The organism is Streptomyces pseudovenezuelae, from assembly GCF_001513955.1.
In the GTDB taxonomy this organism is placed as follows: Bacteria; Actinomycetota; Actinomycetes; order Streptomycetales; family Streptomycetaceae; genus Streptomyces; species Streptomyces pseudovenezuelae.
Window position 1 is genome coordinate 465890 of record NZ_KQ948145.1, and the last position, 17319, is coordinate 483208.

Here is a 17319-nt window from a genome sequence, read left to right on the forward strand (position 1 = left end):
AGTCTCCACGTCGTCGGGGATTCTTGGGAAAGCCTAGGTTTGCGCGGTTTCCTCCGCCCGTTCTTTTTCCGCGGGCGGCGTGAGCGGCGGCACGAGACACACCATAACGCGATGTATCGCGTCTCTCAATGGAGTTGCCCGAAAGAGTGACTCCTGAGTCCCCGAGGGGCCCTGACCTCAGTCGATGACCGTGTAACCGGCCTCGCGCAGGGCTCGGCCGACCTCGGCGCAGTGCTCGGGACCCTTCGTCTCCAGATGCAGCTCGACCTCCGCCTCCGCCAGCCCGAGCCGTGGATCGGTCCGGACGTGGCTCACGTCCAGGACATTAGCGTCGACCACTGACAACACCCCGAGAAGTGTCGCGAGGGCACCGGGCCGGTCCGTCAGCCGCAGCCGGACGGCGAGGTAGCGGCCCTGCGCGGACATGCCGTGCCGCAGCACCCGCTGGAGCAGCACCGGGTCGACGTTGCCGCCGGACAGCACGGCGACGACCGGGCCCTCGAAGGCGCCCGGGTCGCTCAGCAGAGCGGCGACCGGGCTCGCCCCGGCCGGCTCGACGACCAGCTTGGCCCGCTCCAGACACAGCAGCAGCGCGGCGGACAGCTCGTCCTCGGTCACCGTGCGGACCTCGTCCACGAGTGCGCCCACGATCCCGAACGGCACGTCCCCGGGCCGCCCCACCTTCATGCCGTCGGCCATCGTGGCCGGGTTCTCGATCGACACCGGGCGCCCGGCCGCCAGCGAGGGCGGGTACGCGGCCGCGCCCGCCGCCTGCACGCCGACGATCCGCACATCGGGCCTGAGCGCCTTCACGGCGATCGCGACACCGGCCGCGAGTCCGCCGCCGCCGATCCCGAGGACGACCGTGCGCACCTCCGGGCACTGCTCCAGGATCTCCAGGCCGACCGTGCCCTGGCCCGCGATGACGTCCGGATGGTCGAAGGGGTGGATGAACACCGCGCCCGTCTCGGCCGCGTACTCCTGCGCGGCGGCCAGGGTCTCGTCGACCACCTGGCCGTGCAGGCGCACCTCGGCGCCGTAGTGCCGGGTGGCACTGATCTTCGGCAGCGGCGCGCCCTTGGGCATGAACACCGTGGAGCGCACGCCGAGCAGCGTGGACGCCAGCGCGACGCCCTGCGCGTGGTTCCCGGCGCTCGCGGCCACGACACCCGCGGCCCGCTCCTCGGGCAGCAGCCCGGCGATCCGGACGTAGGCGCCGCGAAGTTTGAACGACCCGGTCCGCTGGAGGTTCTCGCACTTGAAGTGCACCGGCGCGCCCACCAGCTGACTCAGATGGCGGCTGCCCTCCATCGCGGTCGTCCGCGCCACGCCCGACAGCATCTTCTGCGCGCCGCGCACATCGTCGAGCGTCACCGGCGGCACGGGGTGGGCCTTGCGGTAGTTCATGACTCAAGTCTCGCAGTTCACACGTGCGTGTTCGCGCTGTGACCAACGTCCGAGACGGGTTTGCGCAGCGCCGGTACGGCCCGCCCCCCGGCCGCGTACCCTGTCCCCCAACCCAGCAGCCCTTCATGAAGTGAGCCCCCGGCCATGCCCACAACACCTGAAATGTCGATGGACATGACGACCGTCGGTGACACCGGTCTCCTCGACACCCTGCAGCACGAGGTGGCGGTCTTCGCCCGCCGTGCCGAACAGACCCGCCTCGGCGGGATCGGGCAGGTGCGCAACTCCATGGACCGCGCCGCGTACCTGCTGCTCAACCGGCTCGACAAGGAAGGACCGATGGGCGTCAAGGCGCTCGCGGCGAGCATGGGCATCGACTCGTCGACGGTCACCCGTCAGGTGGCGCCGCTCGTCGACACCGGCCTGGTCAAGCGGACCTCGCACCCCGAGGACGGCCGCGCGGTGGTCCTTCAGCTGTCCCCGCGCGGACAGTCCCGGCTGGAGGAAGTGCGCTCCTCCCGGCGTCAGTTGATGGCCGAGCTGACACACGACTGGGCGCCGGAGGAGCGCGAGGCGTTCTGCACGCTCCTCACGCGCTTCAACACCGCGCTCTCCTCCCGGATGGCGGCCCAGGGCGTTCCGGCCCCGGAGGCGCAGACCTCCTAGACACGCGTCCTCCCCGTGGCGCGCACGCGCGTGTGCCGCCGCACCTCTTGACCGGACGGCCGCGCCGGGCCTCATATGAGATCGGGTCCCCGGCGACCTGCTCCTCGGGGACCGGGTCCTCCAGGCCGTACGAAGCCGTCGTACGGCCATCCGCAGGCGGGGAGGTGCGGTGCGGCAACGGCAGGCGTCCCAGAGCGCGCGTCGGGCCCGGGAGTTCGAGGCGTTCGTCGCGGGCGCGGCCGGGCGGCTGCTGCACGCCGCGACGCTCCTGACGGCGGAGCCACCGGACGACAACCCGCGCGCGCGGCGTCTGCTGACGCTGGCGCTCGCCCACACGTACGCGTGCTGGGACCGGCTGCGCGGCGAGGACCCCTACGACCGGGCCCGCCAGTACCTCGCCCTGCGCTTCGCCCACGGGGCATGGCGCCGCCACGGCATCCTGCTCGGCGGCCGCACGCACCCCTCCGGCCCGTTGTCCCACCTGGCCCCTCAGGAGCGTCTGGTCCTGGTACTGCGCCTCTACGAGGGCGTGGCCGAGGAACAGGCGGCCGCCCTGCTCGGCCTGCCGACGGAACGCGTCCGCACGATCTGCGACCGGGCGACGGCCACCCTGCTGCACCCACCGCGTGGGCCCGCACCGGCGGTCGTGGGGGCCAAGGTGGCGGCGTCATGAGACACACGGCCCGTCCCGGGAGGCGCACGTGAACCGGACCCAGCGCGAGGCCGCCGTGCGGCAGCTCATGGAGCGGGGGACGCCGCAGGTACCGGCGGATCTGTACGCGGACTCCGTGCGCCGGGGCTCGCGCATGCTGCGGCGCAGGACCGCGGCGCGCCGGCTCATGTGGCTGCTGTTGCTCGCCGCGAGCGTGGCGTTCGTGGTGTGGGCGCTGACCGCGCGCCCGTGGGTGGAGCCGCCGTCCACGACGACTCCACCCATGACGGGCTGGTGAGACCGGTCCGGTCTGGCCGGCCGGCGGCCGGCCGGCGGCTACCGGGCCAGCGCCTGCTGCAGGTCCTCCAGCAGGTCGTCGACGTTCTCGATGCCGACGGACAGGCGTACGAGGTCGGCGGGGACCTCCAGGGCGGAGCCCGCCACGGACGCGTGCGTCATCCGGCCGGGGTGCTCGATCAGCGACTCGACACCGCCCAGGGACTCCCCCAGCGTGAAGATCTTCGCGCGGTTGCAGACCTCGACGGCCGCCTCCTCGCCGCCCTCCACCCGGAAGGAGACCATGCCGCCGAAGGACCGCATCTGCTTGGCCGCGACCTCGTGGCCGGGGTGCTCCGCCAGGCCCGGGTAGAGCACCTGCGTCACGCGCGCGTGCCGGGTCAGCATGTCGGCGATCTTCGTGGCGTTCTCGCTGTGCCGGTCCATGCGCACCGACAGCGTCTTGGCGCCGCGCAGCACCAGCCAGGAGTCGAAGGGCCCGGCGACCGCGCCCATCGCGTTCTGGTGGTACGCCAGCTCCTCGCCGAGCGTCTCGTCGGCGGTGACCAGGGCGCCGCCCACGACGTCGGAGTGGCCGCCCATGTACTTGGTCAGCGAGTGCACCACGACGTCGGCGCCGAGCGACAGGGGCTGCTGGAGGTAGGGCGTCGCGAAGGTGTTGTCGACGACGAGCTTGGCGCCCGCGTCCCGGGAGACCTGGGCGACGGCGGCGATGTCGGTGATGCCGAGCAGCGGGTTGGAGGGGGTCTCCACCCACACGGCCTTGGTCTTCGGGGTGATGGCGGCCCGTACGGCGGCCGGGTCGCTGGTGTCGGCGACCGACCACTCGACGCCCCAGCGGGCGACGACCTTCGCAAAGAGGCGGAACGTGCCGCCGTACGCGTCGTTGGGGATGACCACGTGGTCGCCGGGGCTGAGCAGCGTACGCAGCAGGCAGTCCTCGGCCGCCAGTCCGGACGCGAACGCGAGACCCCGGCGGCCGCCTTCGAGGGCGGCGAGGTTCTCCTCCAGGGCCGTGCGGGTGGGGTTGGCGCTGCGGCTGTACTCGTAGCCGCCGCGCAGACCGCCCACGCCGTCCTGCTTGTAGGTCGAGACCTGGTAGATCGGCGGGACCACCGCGCCGGTGAGGGGGTCCGCGGTGTTGCCCGCATGGATCGCGAGGGTCTCGAAGTGCTGACTGATGTGCCTGTCGCTCATGGGCTCCGAGGGTAGTCCGCCCGGCGGACCGATGACGGACGACGGGCTCCCCTCGGCCGTACGGCAGGGTTTTCCCCAGGTGTTCGGGCCCGTCCGGCACGTTTTCCCCAGGGTGTCCGGGCCGGTCCGGGAGTTTTCCACAGGGCACGGACCGGGTTGGGCAATTGTCGGCGGCGTCTGGAACTCTTGGGGCATGGAGATTCTCTGGGTCCTGATGGCGGCGGTCCTGCTGGGCTTCGTCCTGCTTCCGTTCCTGCGGCGCAGGCGGGGCGGGATCGAGCAGGTCCCGGCGGGCCACCCGGACGCCGCGGACCCGGCGGACTACGGCTTCGTACGGCAGGAGGAGCTGGACATCCGCATGCCCGGCCCCGACCAGGACCTGCTGGACGTCCTGGACCTGGTGCAGCGCACCCAGGACTACAAGGCCGCCGCCCAACTCCTGGCGGGCACCGATCGGGAGGGCGAGCTGCGCTGGCAGCGCGTGCAGGCCTTCGCCGGCGCCGCCTCGCTGGAACTGCAGCAGCGGCCGGGCGGGGTCAGCGAGGCGCCGGGCGGTCAGTGGCTGCGGGTGTGGCGGGCCGAGCAGCCCAAGGACGCGGGCGGCGCTGCGGTGCACGCGGAGTTCCTGGTGCAGCAGGCGTGGCGGACGTCGACCCCGGGCACGGACGACTTCCGGATCATCATGGAGGAGGCGCGGGCGACCTGCGGCGAGGCGGCACTGCTGGCTCCCGGCGATCCGGTCCCCTACCTCGTCGAGCTCTCCGTCGCGCGCGGACTGGCCTATTCGCAGGCGGAGTTCGAGCAGCTGTGGCTGAAGATCCTGGACCGCGCCCCGAACCACATGGGGGCGCATCTGGCGGCGCTGCACTACTGGTGCGAGAAGTGGCACGGCTCGCGGCAGCTTGCGTACGACTTCGCGGAGGCGGCGGCCGCCCGGGCCCCGCAGGGCTCGCTGCTGGCCGCGATGCCCTTGTTCGCGGTCTTCGAGCACCTGCCCGAGGTCAATCTGGTCAGCGGTTTCTACCAGAGCGAGGTCGTCACCAAGGCCATGCACGGCGCGCTGCACGCCGTCCACTCGGCCCGCGCCGACGATCCGATGCTGGCCCACGTCCGCCACCTGCTGGTCTTCTTCCTGGTCCGCGGCGAACGCTGGGCGGAGGCCATGAACCAGCTCGTGCACATCGACGGCCACGTCGGCGCCCTGCCCTGGACCCTGTCCGCCGACCCGGCCGCGGAGTTCGCGATATACCGGGCACTGGCAGTGGCGGGCTACGAGGCGAACGGCGGCAGCCCGGCGACGCTGACGCAGTGACGCGGTGATGTCTTCGGGACGGTCTCCGCGTCGGCACCAGCCACCCCTACTGCCGTGCAGGTCGACGCCGGGTCCTGTCGGAATGCGGACCGGCAGGGAACCGTTGTTCTCCCTACCGCCACGCGCCCCTGCCCGGCACGCACGATCTGAAGGAGCCCGCGTCATGCTGTTCGGCCGTACGCCCGTCCTGCCCACCCCCGAGCAGGCGCTGCAGGGCCGCTCCGAGCCGGCGTTCACGCTCCCCGACCGGCACACCGTCCTCGGCACGCCACTGCTCGGCCCCTACCCCGAGGGCTACCGGATCGCGGACTTCGGCCTGGGCTGCTTCTGGGGCGCCGAACGAAAGTTCTGGCAGCTCCCGGTGGGTGTCTGGACGACCCTGGTCGGCTACCAGGGCGGCCACACCGAGAACCCCATGTACGAGGAGGTCTGCTCGGGTCTCACCGGCCACACCGAGGCGGTCCGCGTGGTCTTCGACCCCGCCCTCATCTCGTACGAGCGCCTCCTGAAGACCTTCTGGGAGTCCCACAACCCCACCCAGGGCTTCCGCCAGGGCAACGACGTCGGCACCCAGTACCGCTCGGCGATCCACACCCACACCCCCGAGCAGGCAGCGGCAGCCGAGGCCTCCCGCACCGCCTACCAGCGGGCCCTCACGGCCTCGGGCCACCGCAGCACGATCACCACCGAGATCCTGCCCGCACAGGGTCGGCCCTTCTACCCGGCGGAGAGCTACCACCAGCAGTACCTCGACAAGAACCCGGCGGGTTACTGCGGCATCGGCGGGACGGGGGTCAGGTTGGGTGCGTTCGAGACGAACTGGGGCGCGTCATGCCCGACGGGGCTCGCACCGTCTCCCACGGATGACTGACCCTGCCGTTGACCGGATGACTCGACGAACACCGCCAGGTAGCGGAATTCTCCACCTGGTCCGCCCTGGTCGGAGTACGGCTCCCATGTGAGGGGGTACTCACCTCTCAGGCTGCACGTATTCGCCTCGTAGGCGCCCTCGGCCCAGAGCAGCGTCCCCGCGAGCTCCCGTCCGTGGTGGATCCGGAAGTCATGATCCCGCGTGCGACGGCGGCCAGGGCCAGGCGGAGCCCAGAGGGACGCCTCGTTGGTCAGCATGAGGGCGAGACCGTTCTGATCAGGTCGGCGACAGAAGCGCTCCAACCTCGCTATGTCACGAACAAAGTGCAGGCGAGCCAGGTCGGTGGCACCATGCGCCTTCAGAATGAAATCCTCGACCGGGCTGCCGGCCTCGCCCGTCCAGCCTCGGGTGAAGTACTTGAATTCGATCGCCGTGCGGCTCTCGGGCCCAAGGCACTGGAGATCCAGATACTCGGTCCTGTCCGATCCTCGCTGCGGCACCTCAAGCCTGGAGCGCACATCCGGCGCCAACTCCCAGAGGACTTTGGCGAAGCTGTGCTGAAGGTCGGCTTCGGAGTGGAAGACCGGCCTGTCCCGACACAGCTCCGCCATGACGTCGTCCAGTGAGGCCCGGCCGGCAAGGAGTCTCATAGAGTTCTTCGACGCCATGGTCACGACGCCATTCAAGTGGTCCATCACCTGAACTCACAAGCCCTGTCCGCCTCATCGGCCGGCTCGCCCCCTCCGAAATTCGATGGCAGGCAGGGATCAACGAATTGCACCCTGTACGTCATGGACGAACCGCACCACAGAATCCGTGCGCTGCGCACGGATTCCACGATCACCGTTTACCAGGCCTACGCCCCGGAAATCGGTCTGCCCGCCGTCCAGGAAGGCCGCTTCCCCGCCGCGTGGAAGCGCGACAGGATGACGTGGATCAAGCCGTCGTTCCTGTGGATGATGTACCGCTGCGGCTGGGGCGCGAAAGCCGGGCAGGAGACCGTCCTCGCTGTTGAGATCACCCGGGACGGTTTCGAGTGGGCACTGCGCCACGCATGCCTGTCGAGCTACGTCCGAGGGGTGCACCCCGACCAGGCTGCCTGGCAACGTCAGTTGAAGCGCGCGCCGGCTCGCGTGCAGTGGGACCCCGAGCGGGATCTGCACCTCCGGCCCCTGCCGTACCGGTCTCTGCAACTGGGCCTCTCCGGCGAGGCCGCACGACGCTACGCCGACGAGTGGACCACCTCCATACGCGACGTGACCCCGCTCGCCCACGAGATCCATGCCCTTGTCAGCGGCGGCGATCTGGACTCCGCCGCCCGGCTGCTGCCTCAAGAGGACCCCTACCCCATTGAGGAGGAAGTCCTCGCCCCGCTACAGGGATGACGGACTGATCGGTCCGACGCCAGGTCCACGGGTCACATGGCAGCAAAGGCTCGCTGGGACGGGTGTCTCTTGTCCGATCGGTGTTGCCCCCGCTGCGGAGTGATCCCGTAGCGACTGGCGCTGTGCCGGATGACCGGGCACTTTATGGCACTCGTGGCTGCATCAGTCGCAGATTGCACCCGGATCAAGCGGCGGATCTGGAGCAAACTCATCGTCGGTACACCGAGAAGCATCCTTCAGTGTCCGGTGCGGAGACCGCAGTCGCGCAGCAGGCTGACACACGGTCTGCTGACCCGTTGGGCGAAGACCTCAACAGCACGGTTGAGTCCCGCTATCCTGCCCCTAGTCCAACGGCATGCGGGGGCGACATGGCAATACCCAATGAGGCGTCGCGGGAAGAGATCACTGCATATCTGCGCGAATTAGCATCGCGCGTGCAGCTGATGACGGCCAGCGCCGAACGGTTCGTCTACTTCTCAGGCCTGATAGCCATTGCCGCAGTGAAATTCGGCGTGGTCGACGGAAAGAAGTCGGTAATAATTCTGGCCCCATACGCCCTGGCCGCTTCACTGACGTATCAGATCCAACTTTACACCGACGTGGCACGTCTACGCGTCCTGAAAGAGCTCATCGAAACGTTGAGCATGAATCCACGCGACCTGACTTCCCTTGAGCGGTTTGCATTCGCCGACAAGTACAGGAATCGCGCCAGCGTAATCGCCACGCAGGTTTTTTACCTGCTTACGTTCATCATCTTCATCGCATGCAGCTTGATCAAAAGCGCGTCTCTGCACTGGCATGACTTCAATGTCGCCTGGTTCGACGGCGTGGGCATCGCCCTTTGCCTCACACTGATAGCCTTGGCTTCCATCGAGCTCGCTCGATCCAATACTGCCGTTCCAGCCACTCTGCCCGGCCGCATCCAAAGACAATATGCAAGGAGAGTGTCGAGTAGGTGATTTCGAACGACCCAGAACTTCTACGGGTAAACCAATTCTCGGAAAGTCTTTACTTCCCTGCGCCACACGGCGTCCACTCGGTCTTCTGTGACACCATCTCCGCCCTGCAGGCGATGCCAGGCCTCAATTTGGGCGTCAACCAGTGGTGGAGGGATGGAGTACTGCACATCCACACAGTGGGCCCGGCATCCCTGATCAAGATGATCAATCATCGAGGCCCCGTGTTGGTTTCTGCCCACCTCGCCAGCCATAGCCTCCTAGGGAGCCTCGCGGGCGCACGGATGTACACCGCGGCATGGAGCGCATACCTTGACCGTTTCTACAGCCAGGCAGATGCAATCCTGGCCGTGAGCGAAGAAGTACGTTCGGAGCTCCTCTCACGTGGCATACGAAAACCCGTGCACGTGGTGCACAACGGCGTTGACCTCACGGTTTTCAAATCCAGCCCCAGTGCGCGACAAGCCAGCCGCAAGGCACTAGGAGTCGGGCAGGACGAACGGGTGGTCCTGTGCGTCGCCCAGCTACAGCCACGCAAATGTCCGCACATCTTCGTAGAATGCGCGCGAAAATTCTCTGACGTAAAATTCGTATGGGTTGGGGAATCTCTTTTTGGCCCTATTTCCGCCAGTCGAGCGGAAATCAGATCACTGATGGCCGGAGCACCGAGGAACCTGCACTTCACCGGCGGCCTGCCGCGGGAGGACGTATCGCAGTGGTGCCGCGCGGCGGACGTCTTCCTTTTCCCCTCGCATCATGAAACGTTCGGCTTGGCCATCCTTGAGGCCGCAGCATCGGGACTACCCATAATCACCCGAAGGTTGCCCGTTTACGATGACATATTCGGCGAGCCCGGCATCGACAGACTGACAGCAGAAGACATCCCTGATTTTATTGATCAAGTCGATTACTTGCTTTCAAGTCCCGAGGCCCGCCAAAGATTTGGCCAACGGTCACTCTCTGTTGCTTCCTCGTACGGATCAGAAGTCATCGCCAAGGATCTGGTCAAGGTATACGAGCAAATTTGAGCAGGGCCAAGGTCTTAACGGGCGCTGCGGGTTGAGCGGCACCAGGGTGTCGTGCCCGATTGATTCCAGGCGTGCCGGCATCGGTCAAACGCCTTCGGGAGGTCATCCGACGGGCTATCAACCTCCGTGGACGAGATCGCGATTCCGCCCGACGCGATCGCCCAGGCCATCGCGTTCGCCGTCAAGCATCACAGGGGACCACAGGGGATCATGGAGGGATGACGGAACTCTCCCCCTACCAGCGGGACTTGCGGGATCGCCTCGCGTCTGTCCCCGTGCTTCCCGCGCCCGCTCCCTGGCAGCCGGTGTTCGACTCCTGCGCCGCGGTCGGAGGGCTGCTCGGGATCGGCTTCGCGACGCATCCGGACAGTGGCCACGACCTCGTGATGGTCGTCTCCACCGACGGCCACGGTCTCTTCGACGCCGTCACCGGCGAGAAGGTCGCACGGGACCGGGATCCCGATCCGGAGAGCGGTACGCCGGACGCGGCCCCGGATCTGACCTGTCCGGGCCTCGGGCCGATCGCCGGCCGTCGGGTCCACATCGCCGGGCTGTTCGGCGGCGGGCTGCATGCCACCACCGCCGACGGCTGGCACGTGGAGGTCGTCTCGCCGGCCTGGCCCCACCACCGCGTCCTGCTCTCCCGCGGCAGCGGCATGCCCCACCGCGATCCGCACGGCGAGCGGTGGTGGCATGTCTTCCACTCCCACGGCTCCGAACACCGGGCGGCCGGCTTCTCCCCCTCCGGCCGCACCCTCGCCGTCGCGACGAGCAGCGACGTGACCCTGTGGACGCGCGCGCCGGGTATGTGACGCACAGGGGCGTCAGAGACGTCAGACGCCTCAGCTCTCCGCGCGCTTCGGCAGACGCCAGCCCGGGCGCGGGAAGTGGCAGGTGTAGCCGTCCGGGTAGCGCTGGAGGTAGTCCTGGTGCTCAGGCTCGGCCTGCCAGAAGGGGCCGACCGGCTCCACCTCGGTGACGACCTTGCCGGGCCACAGCCCGGAGGCGTCCACGTCCGCGATGGTGTCCTCGGCGATGCGCTTCTGCTCGTCGTCCACGTAGTAGATCGCCGAGCGGTAGCTGAGGCCGATGTCGTTGCCCTGGCGGTTCTTGGTGCTCGGGTCGTGGATCTGGAAGAAGAACTCCAGGAGCGTGCGGTAGTCGGTCTGCTCGGGGTCGAAAAGGATCTCGATGGCCTCCGCGTGCGTGCCGTGGTTGCGGTACGTCGCGTTCGGCACGTCACCCCCGGTGTATCCGACCCGGGTCGCCGTCACGCCCGGCAGCCGGCGGATCAGCTCCTCCATTCCCCAGAAGCATCCGCCCGCCAGCACAGCCCTCTGTGTCTGCGCAGCCATCGCTGTCCTCCCATATCTGCTCGCTCGGGCCGGTCGGCCGGCACACCGCCGGCAGCCCCTGCCCACTCCCCCTCAACGCGCGAGGGTGCCGGGCGATTCCACGGCCGACCGGTGACGCAGCCATGGTGCCGGTGTGATGTGAGTACCCATAGGGTGCACCCGTGACTGCCAACTTGAGTTCCACGAAAGCCCGCGCGGCGCTGCGCACGTCGGCGCGGGCCTCCGCGGAGTTGCTGCTCATATTGCTGATGCTCGCGGTGAGTCTGTGGGTGCTGGGCCGGATGTGGTCGGTCGTGTGGCCGCTCGTGATCGGTCTGCTGCTGACCACGCTGACCTGGCCACCAACTCGCTTCCTGCTGCGCCGCGGGTGGAAGCCCGCTCTCGCGGCGTCGACGGTGACCGTGCTGTTCCTGCTGGTCGCCGCAGGGGTCGTGGCACTGATCGCGGTGCCGGTGGCGTCGCAGTCAGGCGAGTTGACCGACGGGGTGGTCGACGGCGTCCAGAAGGTGCGCGAGTGGGCCGCCGGGCCGCCGTTGAACATCGGTGACGCCCAGATCGACAAGGCCTTCGACTCCGCGGTCTCCCGGGCGCAGGACGGTCTCGGCAGCATGGTCGGCGCTGTCGTCACGGGAGTGAGCACCGTGGTGAACGGCCTGGTCACCGGCGTCCTGGCCCTGTTCCTGATGTTCTTCTTCCTCAAGGACGGTCCGCGGTTCCTGCCGTGGCTCGCCCGTCAGCTGCCCGGTCGGCTCTCCACCGACGTCCCGACCGTGGCCGCGCGCGGCTGGGACACGCTGGGATCCTTCGTGCGTTCCCAGGCGGCCGTCGGCCTGATCGATGCCGTCCTGATCGGCCTGGGCCTGTGGATCCTCGGGGTACCGCTGGTGCTCCCGCTGGCGGTGCTGACCTTCGTCTCGGCGTTCGTGCCGATCATCGGTGCCTTCTTCGCCGGTTTCGTCGCGGTTCTCATCGCGCTGGTCTCCAACGGCCTGATGGACGCGCTGATCGTGCTGGCCATCATCGTGGTGGTGCAGCAGCTCGAGGGCAACGTGTTCCAGCCCATGATCCAGAGCCGGGGGCTCGGCCTGCACGCGGCCGTGGTCCTGCTGGCGGTGACGTTGGGCGGCAGCCTCGCCGGAATCGTGGGGAGCCTGCTCGCGGTACCGGTCGCCGCGCTGATCGCGGTGATCTGGAACTACATGCGCGAGCAGCTCCAGGAGCCGTCACAGGATCCGGGCACCGCCGAGCCGGAGACCGGCATCGCCACCCCGTCCTGAAGAGCGGTGCCGTCCCTCGATGCGACCCCCGCGCCGTGCCCGAGCCGACGGCCGTCAGGCGGTGCCGTGCAACACCTCGCCGAACCCCGGGTGTCAAGCATTTCGACCCCGTTGAAAAACAACCGCGGCCGCCGCCTCCCCGACCTACGATCGCCTGCATGCTGATTCATCGGACATTACGGATGATCGTCGTACTCGCTCTGGCCCTCACCGGAGCGCTCGGGGGTGCCGTGGGGACGGCACAGGCCCAGGGGAAGGCACAGGCCGAGGGGAACCCGTCCTCGGACGACCGGCAGTTGCTGTTCTACAACCACTCCTACGGGGTTTTCGACCGGGAGACCGCCGATGCCATCGAACACTCCGACTATCTGAGGGACTTCGCCAACTTCCAGGTCCGCACCACGACCGGTACCGGCGGGCAGACCTGGACCGGCCGCTATCTGATGGGCCGCGAGACCTATCTCGAACTGTTCGGAGTCGGTGACATCGCGGGCCAGGACGGCACCCTCGGCTCCGCCGGGCTGGGCCTGTCCACCGAACGGGACGGCGACCTGGCGACGGTCACCGAGCGGCTGAAGAGCGCGGGGGTCGCCGACCCGATCGAGTTCCTCCAGACCCGGGACTTCGGCGACGGGGTGCCCGTGCCGTGGTTCGACGCCATCCTCACGGCCACCGAGTACGACGCCTTCGGGGCCTGGGCGATGGAGTACCGGCCGGAGTACTTCGCCGATCCCCGCAGCAAGACCGAGCCCGCGAGTTTCCCGGGTGACGTGGGCCGGGAGCGCGTCCTGTCCGACGACTACCGCACGCATCTGATGCGTGACGTGACCTCCGTCCGCATCGCGGTCACCGAGGGCGACCTCGCCGACACCGTGCCGCTGCTGCGGGCCGGCGGGTTCGCCGTCAAGAACGTGGCCGGCGGAGGTGTCGTCGCGGAGGGGGGCGGCACCACGATCCGGTTCGACTCCGTCCCGCGCGAGCAAGCCGGGTTCCAGCAGGTCGAGATGTCGCTCAACCGGCCCGTGAAGGACCGGCACGTGGAGCAGATCGGTCACTCGACGCTCACCGTCGGCCCGGGCAGCCGTGCCGTGTGGACGTTCGCCGCCAACGGCACCATCGGCGGCACCACCGACAACACCGCAGACGGCACTCGGTAGCCGGGCAGCAGACAGAGGGTGCGCACCCTAAAAAGGGGCGGCGCACCCTCACGCGCACCCCGTCCGAGAGACTCAACCCCCACTGCCGTAAGGCCGCGTCAGGATCTCCAGCCGGTGGCCGTCCGGGTCGTCGAAGTACGCGCCCCGCCCCCCGTCGTTGCGGTTGATCTCGCCGGGCCGGTGGTGGGACGGGTCCGCCCAGTACGTCAGCCCCGCGTCCCGGATCCGGGCGAAGATCGTGTCGAAGTCTTCCTCGGAGACGAGGAACGCGTAGTGCTGCGGCGTGATCTCTTCCGTCGTGTCCATGTAGTCGAGGGTCACGCCGTTGGGGATCTCGACCGGGACGAAGGGGCCGTACTGCGGGCTCACCGCCAGGCCCAGGATGTCGGCCAGGAAGCGGGCCGAGGCGTGCTTGTCGTGTGCGGCGACGATGGTGTGGTTCAGCTGAACGGTCATCGTGGAGGCCTCCTCCGCACGACCATACTCCGCAAGCAGTTAAGGTAAGCCTTGCCTTAGCGAGTCAGTGAGAACCCAGCACCACCGGAGTAGTCGTGCGTACAGCAGCAGTGCGGGCCGTCCTGGCCTCGATCGTCGTCGGAGGGCTGCTCGCCGGCTGCTCGTCCTCGGACACCGGCGGGACGACCGGGAAGGCCGACCGGCACCCGGTGCTGGGGGCCACCGGAAACGCCTTGGAGGGCCCCTCCGCCGCCCCCGCCGCCCTCGCCGACGGCATGGGATCCGACCAGGACACCGACGGGGCCTTCCCGCGCACGGTCACGCACTTCGAGGGCAGCACCACGGTCGGGGCCCAGCCGAAGAAGATCGCCGTGCTCAGCACCGGGCAGCTGGACGACCTGCTGTCCCTGGGGGTCGTGCCCACGGCGACCACCCGCGCCGACAACGCCGGTCTCGTGCCCGGCTATCTCGCGGACGCCTTCCCGGCGTACAAGAAGCGGCTCGCCGGCATGACCGACGCCGGTACCCGCCAGGCGCCCAACCTGGAGACCCTCGCCGCCGCCGAGCCCGACCTGATCCTCGCCAACGACTCCCTCGGCGACCTCTACCCCAAGCTGTCGAAGATCGCGCCCACCGTGATCACCGCGGGCAACGGCATCAACTGGAAGCGCGACCTGCTGCTCGTCGGCGCCGCGGTCGGCAAGGGCGAGGCCGCGCGGAGGCTGCTGGACGGCATCGTCGCCGACGCCCGTGCGAAGGGGCAGCGGATCAAGGGCGACCCGGCCGTGTCCATGGTCCGCTTCACACCCGACCGCACCCGGATGTTCGGCGTCTCCTCCTTCACCGGGTCCCTCGCCGTCGACATGGGCCTGTCGCGGCCCAAGTCCCAGCGGTTCCACGCCATTTCGCAGGACATCGGCGCGGAGAGCATCGACACGGCCGACGGGGACTGGATCTTCTACTCCGTGCAGGGGGACGCGGCCGGGACGGACGCGGCGAGCGTCGTGGCCGGGCCGCTGTGGAAGTCGATGAAGGCGGTGCGGGCCGGGCAGGCCGTGCGGGTCGACGACGACCCCTGGTACCTCAACGCCGGGCCGTCCGCCGCGCGGCTCGTCATCTCCCGACTCGCCGACACCGTCGGCAAGTAGTCGCGTGATACGCCGTCTCGCCTGGCCGGCGTCCGTCCTCGTGGTGGCCGCCGCCGGGGTGCTCAGCCTCACGGTCGGGACCCGGGCGGTGCCGCTGTCCGCCGTGGCGGACGCCCTGCTGCACGGCGGCGGATCGCCGGACGCGCTGGTCGTACGGTCGCTGCGGTTGCCGCGGACCGAGATCGGGCTGACGGCGGGTGCCGCGCTGGGAGTCGCGGGAGCCGCGCTCCAGGCCGTGACCCGCAATCCGCTCGCCGACCCCGGCATCCTCGGCCTGAGCCAGGGCGCGGCCGCGGGGGTCGTGATCGCCATCGGGCTGGGGCTCGCGGACGGGTTCTCCGGATACGTCTGGTACGCCTTCGCGGGGGCCGTGCTCGCCGCCCTGCTCGTGTACGGGATCGCGGCGCGGGGCCGGGACGGGGCGTCACCGGTGAAGCTGGCGCTCGCGGGGACGGCGCTCTCGGCGATGACGGCCGGGGGCACGACCGTCGTCCTGACGTCGAGCGCGGCGACCCTCGACCAGTTCCGGTTCTGGCAGGTGGGGGCGTTGAGCGGGCGGGACGCGGGGACGGTCGTCCGCATGCTGCCGTTCCTGGCCGCCGGGGCGGTGCTGGTGCTGGGGTGCGCCCGGGGGCTGGACGCGCTGGCGCTGGGCGACGACACGGCCCGGGCGCTCGGGCACCGGGTCGCGTGGGTGCGGGGATCCGCGGCGCTGGGGGCGGCGCTGCTGACCGCGGCGGCGGTGGCCGCGGCGGGGCCCATCGCGTTCGTCGGGCTCGCGGTGCCCCACCTGGCCAGGCGGCTCGTGCCGGGCGGGCACCGGGCGGTGCTGCCGCTGTCCGCGTTGCTCGGGGCCGCGTTGCTGGTGGGGGCGGATGTGGCGGGGCGGGTGGTACGGGCCCCCGCGGAGGTCCCGGCCGGAGTGATGACCGCGCTGGTGGGGGTGCCGGTGCTGGTGTTTCTCGTACGGCGGCGGGGGGCCGTCTCGTGAGCGGTGCTCGGCGGGCCGGCCCGCCCGCGCAGGCGCCTCGGCGTGCGGTCGTGCGGCTGCGCGATCAGCAATCACCGAGCCGGGGCGGGCGGACGACGGTCGCCGTCCTGCGCCCGCACCCCCGTCTCTCCTTCCTCGTCCACCGTCGTTCCGTCGGCGTGGCCCTCGCTCTGCTCGCGCTCCTGCTCGCCGTCATGGCCCTCTCCGCCTGCCTCGGGCAGAGCTACGTCTCCCCCGCCGAGGTCTGGCGCGCCCTGCGGACCGGAGCCGGGCCCCACGACCTCGTCGTCAACGAGCTGCGCGTCCCCCGGATCGTGCTCGGCGCCCTCGTCGGGGCCGCGCTCGGGGCCGCCGGGGCGCTGGTGCAGACCGTCACCCGCAATCCGCTCGCCAGTCCCGATGTGATCGGGGTCGGACACGGGGCGGCAGCCGCCACCGTGCTGGCCCTCGCCACCGGGGCGGTCGGCTCGCCCGCCGCCATGCCGCTCGTCTCCGTCGCCGGAGGTCTCGGCGCCGCCGCCCTCGTCCACGTCCTCGCCTGGCGGCGCGGTGTGCAGGCCGGCGGCCGTTTCGTGCTCGTCGGTGTCGGGATCGGGGTCGCCCTGTCCGCCGTGGTGCAGCTGTACCTAGCCGACTCCGAGCTGGAAGCCGCCGAGCAGGTGAAGCTGTGGCTGACCGGAAGTCTCAACGGGCGCGGCTGGGAGCAGGCCGGCCCCCTGGGCGCCGTACTCCTGCTCGCTCTGCCCGCCCTGGTGTGGGCGGGCAGGGCCGCGCGGCCGCTCGGGCTCGACGCGGACACCGCTGCCGCGCTGGGCGTGCGGGTGGACCGGGTGCGGCTCGGGGTGACCGTGCTCGGGGTGGTGCTCGCCGCGACCGCCACCGGGGCCGCCGGGCCGATCGGGTTCGTCGCGCTGACCTCGCCGCAGCTGGCCCGGCGGCTGACCCGCACGCCCCAGTTGCCGCTGCTGTGCTCGGCGCTGACCGGTGCCCTGGTCCTGGTGGCCGCCGATCTCGTCGCGCGCACGCTGCTGCCGCCGCTGGAGATCCCGGTCGGGGCGCTGACCTCGCTGGTCGGAGGACCGTATCTGCTGTGGCTGCTGGGGCGGCGGAGCGCCGTTCGGTGAAAGGGCCCGGCAGCCGGCCGTACGCCGAAGGGCCCCGGCA

At 69.9% G+C, this 17319-nt stretch carries 18 protein-coding genes; 14 read left to right on the forward strand and 4 right to left on the reverse strand.

Annotation, left to right across the window (positions count from 1 at the left end):
* Positions 1-177 precede the first annotated feature (177 nt).
* Complete coding sequence (gene ilvA / locus AQI94_RS09480) at positions 178-1407, reverse strand: threonine ammonia-lyase (protein ID WP_031043522.1); 1230 nt, start codon at positions 1405-1407, stop codon at positions 178-180.
* Positions 1408-1569: 162 nt separating this feature from the next.
* Here ilvA and AQI94_RS09485 point away from each other — a divergent pair, with 162 nt between their 5' ends.
* The 3 genes from AQI94_RS09485 (at position 1570) to AQI94_RS09495 (ending at position 3023) form a co-directional block, all read left to right on the forward strand.
* Positions 1570-2073 carry a MarR family winged helix-turn-helix transcriptional regulator gene (locus AQI94_RS09485; RefSeq protein ID WP_031043525.1) on the forward strand — a complete coding sequence of 168 codons (504 nt, stop codon included), beginning with the start codon at positions 1570-1572 and terminating at the stop codon, positions 2071-2073.
* A gap of 169 nt (positions 2074-2242) precedes the next feature.
* Positions 2243-2746, forward strand: coding sequence for a sigma factor-like helix-turn-helix DNA-binding protein (locus tag AQI94_RS09490; protein WP_031043527.1), 504 nt, complete (start codon positions 2243-2245; stop codon positions 2744-2746).
* A 28-nt stretch (positions 2747-2774) separates the two neighbouring features.
* Positions 2775-3023, forward strand: a complete 249-nt coding sequence (locus tag AQI94_RS09495) for a hypothetical protein (RefSeq protein ID WP_031043530.1) — start codon at positions 2775-2777, stop codon at positions 3021-3023.
* A gap of 38 nt (positions 3024-3061) precedes the next feature.
* Here AQI94_RS09495 and AQI94_RS09500 read toward each other — a convergent pair whose 3' ends face one another.
* Positions 3062-4219 carry a cystathionine gamma-synthase gene (locus AQI94_RS09500; RefSeq protein ID WP_031043532.1) on the reverse strand — a complete coding sequence of 386 codons (1158 nt, stop codon included), beginning with the start codon at positions 4217-4219 and terminating at the stop codon, positions 3062-3064.
* Positions 4220-4412: 193 nt separating this feature from the next.
* Between AQI94_RS09500 and AQI94_RS09505 the strand changes: the two genes are divergently transcribed.
* The 6 genes from AQI94_RS09505 (at position 4413) to AQI94_RS09525 (ending at position 10583) form a co-directional block, all read left to right on the forward strand.
* Positions 4413-5531: a hypothetical protein gene (locus AQI94_RS09505; RefSeq protein WP_031043535.1), complete on the forward strand. Its 1119-nt coding sequence runs from the start codon at positions 4413-4415 to the stop codon at positions 5529-5531.
* A 163-nt stretch (positions 5532-5694) separates the two neighbouring features.
* Positions 5695-6402 carry a peptide-methionine (S)-S-oxide reductase MsrA gene (gene msrA, locus AQI94_RS09510; protein WP_037942099.1) on the forward strand — a complete coding sequence of 236 codons (708 nt, stop codon included), beginning with the start codon at positions 5695-5697 and terminating at the stop codon, positions 6400-6402.
* Between the two features lie 791 nt (positions 6403-7193).
* Positions 7194-7787 carry a DUF4291 domain-containing protein gene (locus AQI94_RS09515; RefSeq protein ID WP_031043542.1) on the forward strand — a complete coding sequence of 198 codons (594 nt, stop codon included), beginning with the start codon at positions 7194-7196 and terminating at the stop codon, positions 7785-7787.
* Positions 7788-8026: 239 nt separating this feature from the next.
* Positions 8027-8746 carry a hypothetical protein gene (locus AQI94_RS09520; protein ID WP_159050634.1) on the forward strand — a complete coding sequence of 240 codons (720 nt, stop codon included), beginning with the start codon at positions 8027-8029 and terminating at the stop codon, positions 8744-8746.
* Complete coding sequence (locus tag AQI94_RS42640) at positions 8743-9771, forward strand: glycosyltransferase family 4 protein (protein WP_078902698.1); 1029 nt, start codon at positions 8743-8745, stop codon at positions 9769-9771. The genes AQI94_RS09520 and AQI94_RS42640 overlap by 4 nt, the downstream gene beginning before the upstream one ends.
* A 218-nt stretch (positions 9772-9989) precedes the next feature.
* A complete protein-coding gene (locus AQI94_RS09525) occupies positions 9990-10583 on the forward strand; it encodes a hypothetical protein (protein ID WP_031043550.1) in 594 nt (197 codons plus the stop codon).
* Positions 10584-10613: 30 nt separating this feature from the next.
* On the opposite strand, the gene msrA (AQI94_RS09530) is transcribed toward AQI94_RS09525, so the two are convergent.
* Positions 10614-11126 carry a peptide-methionine (S)-S-oxide reductase MsrA gene (msrA, locus tag AQI94_RS09530; protein ID WP_031043551.1) on the reverse strand — a complete coding sequence of 171 codons (513 nt, stop codon included), beginning with the start codon at positions 11124-11126 and terminating at the stop codon, positions 10614-10616.
* 173 nt (positions 11127-11299) lie between these two features.
* Here msrA (AQI94_RS09530) and AQI94_RS09535 point away from each other — a divergent pair, with 173 nt between their 5' ends.
* Both AQI94_RS09535 and AQI94_RS09540 read left to right on the forward strand, forming a co-directional pair.
* Positions 11300-12403, forward strand: a complete 1104-nt coding sequence (locus tag AQI94_RS09535) for an AI-2E family transporter (RefSeq protein WP_391287604.1) — start codon at positions 11300-11302, stop codon at positions 12401-12403.
* A gap of 182 nt (positions 12404-12585) precedes the next feature.
* A complete protein-coding gene (locus AQI94_RS09540; protein ID WP_037942103.1) occupies positions 12586-13560 on the forward strand; it encodes a DUF5829 family protein in 975 nt (324 codons plus the stop codon).
* 72 nt (positions 13561-13632) lie between these two features.
* Here the strand turns inward: AQI94_RS09540 and AQI94_RS09545 are convergent, their stop codons facing one another.
* Positions 13633-14016 carry a VOC family protein gene (locus AQI94_RS09545; protein ID WP_031043558.1) on the reverse strand — a complete coding sequence of 128 codons (384 nt, stop codon included), beginning with the start codon at positions 14014-14016 and terminating at the stop codon, positions 13633-13635.
* A gap of 95 nt (positions 14017-14111) precedes the next feature.
* Between AQI94_RS09545 and AQI94_RS09550 the strand changes: the two genes are divergently transcribed.
* From AQI94_RS09550 to AQI94_RS09560, 3 genes are read left to right on the forward strand one after another with little or no spacing between them, the layout of a single operon-like run.
* On the forward strand, positions 14112-15164 hold the full coding sequence (locus AQI94_RS09550) for an iron-siderophore ABC transporter substrate-binding protein (protein ID WP_031043561.1): 1053 nt from the start codon (positions 14112-14114) through the stop codon (positions 15162-15164).
* Between the two features lie 4 nt (positions 15165-15168).
* Complete coding sequence (locus AQI94_RS09555; RefSeq protein WP_062229682.1) at positions 15169-16155, forward strand: FecCD family ABC transporter permease; 987 nt, start codon at positions 15169-15171, stop codon at positions 16153-16155.
* Positions 16156-16205: 50 nt separating this feature from the next.
* Positions 16206-17279 (forward strand): FecCD family ABC transporter permease, encoded by a 1074-nt coding sequence (locus AQI94_RS09560; RefSeq protein ID WP_062229683.1) that lies wholly within the window; start codon positions 16206-16208, stop codon positions 17277-17279.
* Positions 17280-17319: the final 40 nt, after the last annotated feature.

Excerpts from the sequence above, each read along its gene's own strand:
- AQI94_RS09485 (WP_031043525.1), top strand. The coding sequence starts at position 1,570 with ATGTCGATGGACATGACGACCGTCGGTGACACCGGTCTCCTCGACACC.
- AQI94_RS09525 (WP_031043550.1), top strand. The coding sequence starts at position 9,990 with ATGACGGAACTCTCCCCCTACCAGCGGGACTTGCGGGATCGCCTCGCG.
- AQI94_RS09505 (WP_031043535.1), top strand. The coding sequence starts at position 4,413 with ATGGAGATTCTCTGGGTCCTGATGGCGGCGGTCCTGCTGGGCTTCGTC.
- AQI94_RS09545 (WP_031043558.1), bottom strand. The coding sequence starts at position 14,016 with ATGACCGTTCAGCTGAACCACACCATCGTCGCCGCACACGACAAGCAC.
- AQI94_RS09515 (WP_031043542.1), top strand. The coding sequence starts at position 7,194 with ATGGACGAACCGCACCACAGAATCCGTGCGCTGCGCACGGATTCCACG.
- ilvA (WP_031043522.1), bottom strand. The coding sequence starts at position 1,407 with ATGAACTACCGCAAGGCCCACCCCGTGCCGCCGGTGACGCTCGACGAT.
- msrA (WP_031043551.1), bottom strand. The coding sequence starts at position 11,126 with ATGGCTGCGCAGACACAGAGGGCTGTGCTGGCGGGCGGATGCTTCTGG.
- AQI94_RS09540 (WP_037942103.1), top strand. The coding sequence starts at position 12,586 with ATGATCGTCGTACTCGCTCTGGCCCTCACCGGAGCGCTCGGGGGTGCC.
- msrA (WP_037942099.1), top strand. The coding sequence starts at position 5,695 with ATGCTGTTCGGCCGTACGCCCGTCCTGCCCACCCCCGAGCAGGCGCTG.
- AQI94_RS09500 (WP_031043532.1), bottom strand. The coding sequence starts at position 4,219 with ATGAGCGACAGGCACATCAGTCAGCACTTCGAGACCCTCGCGATCCAT.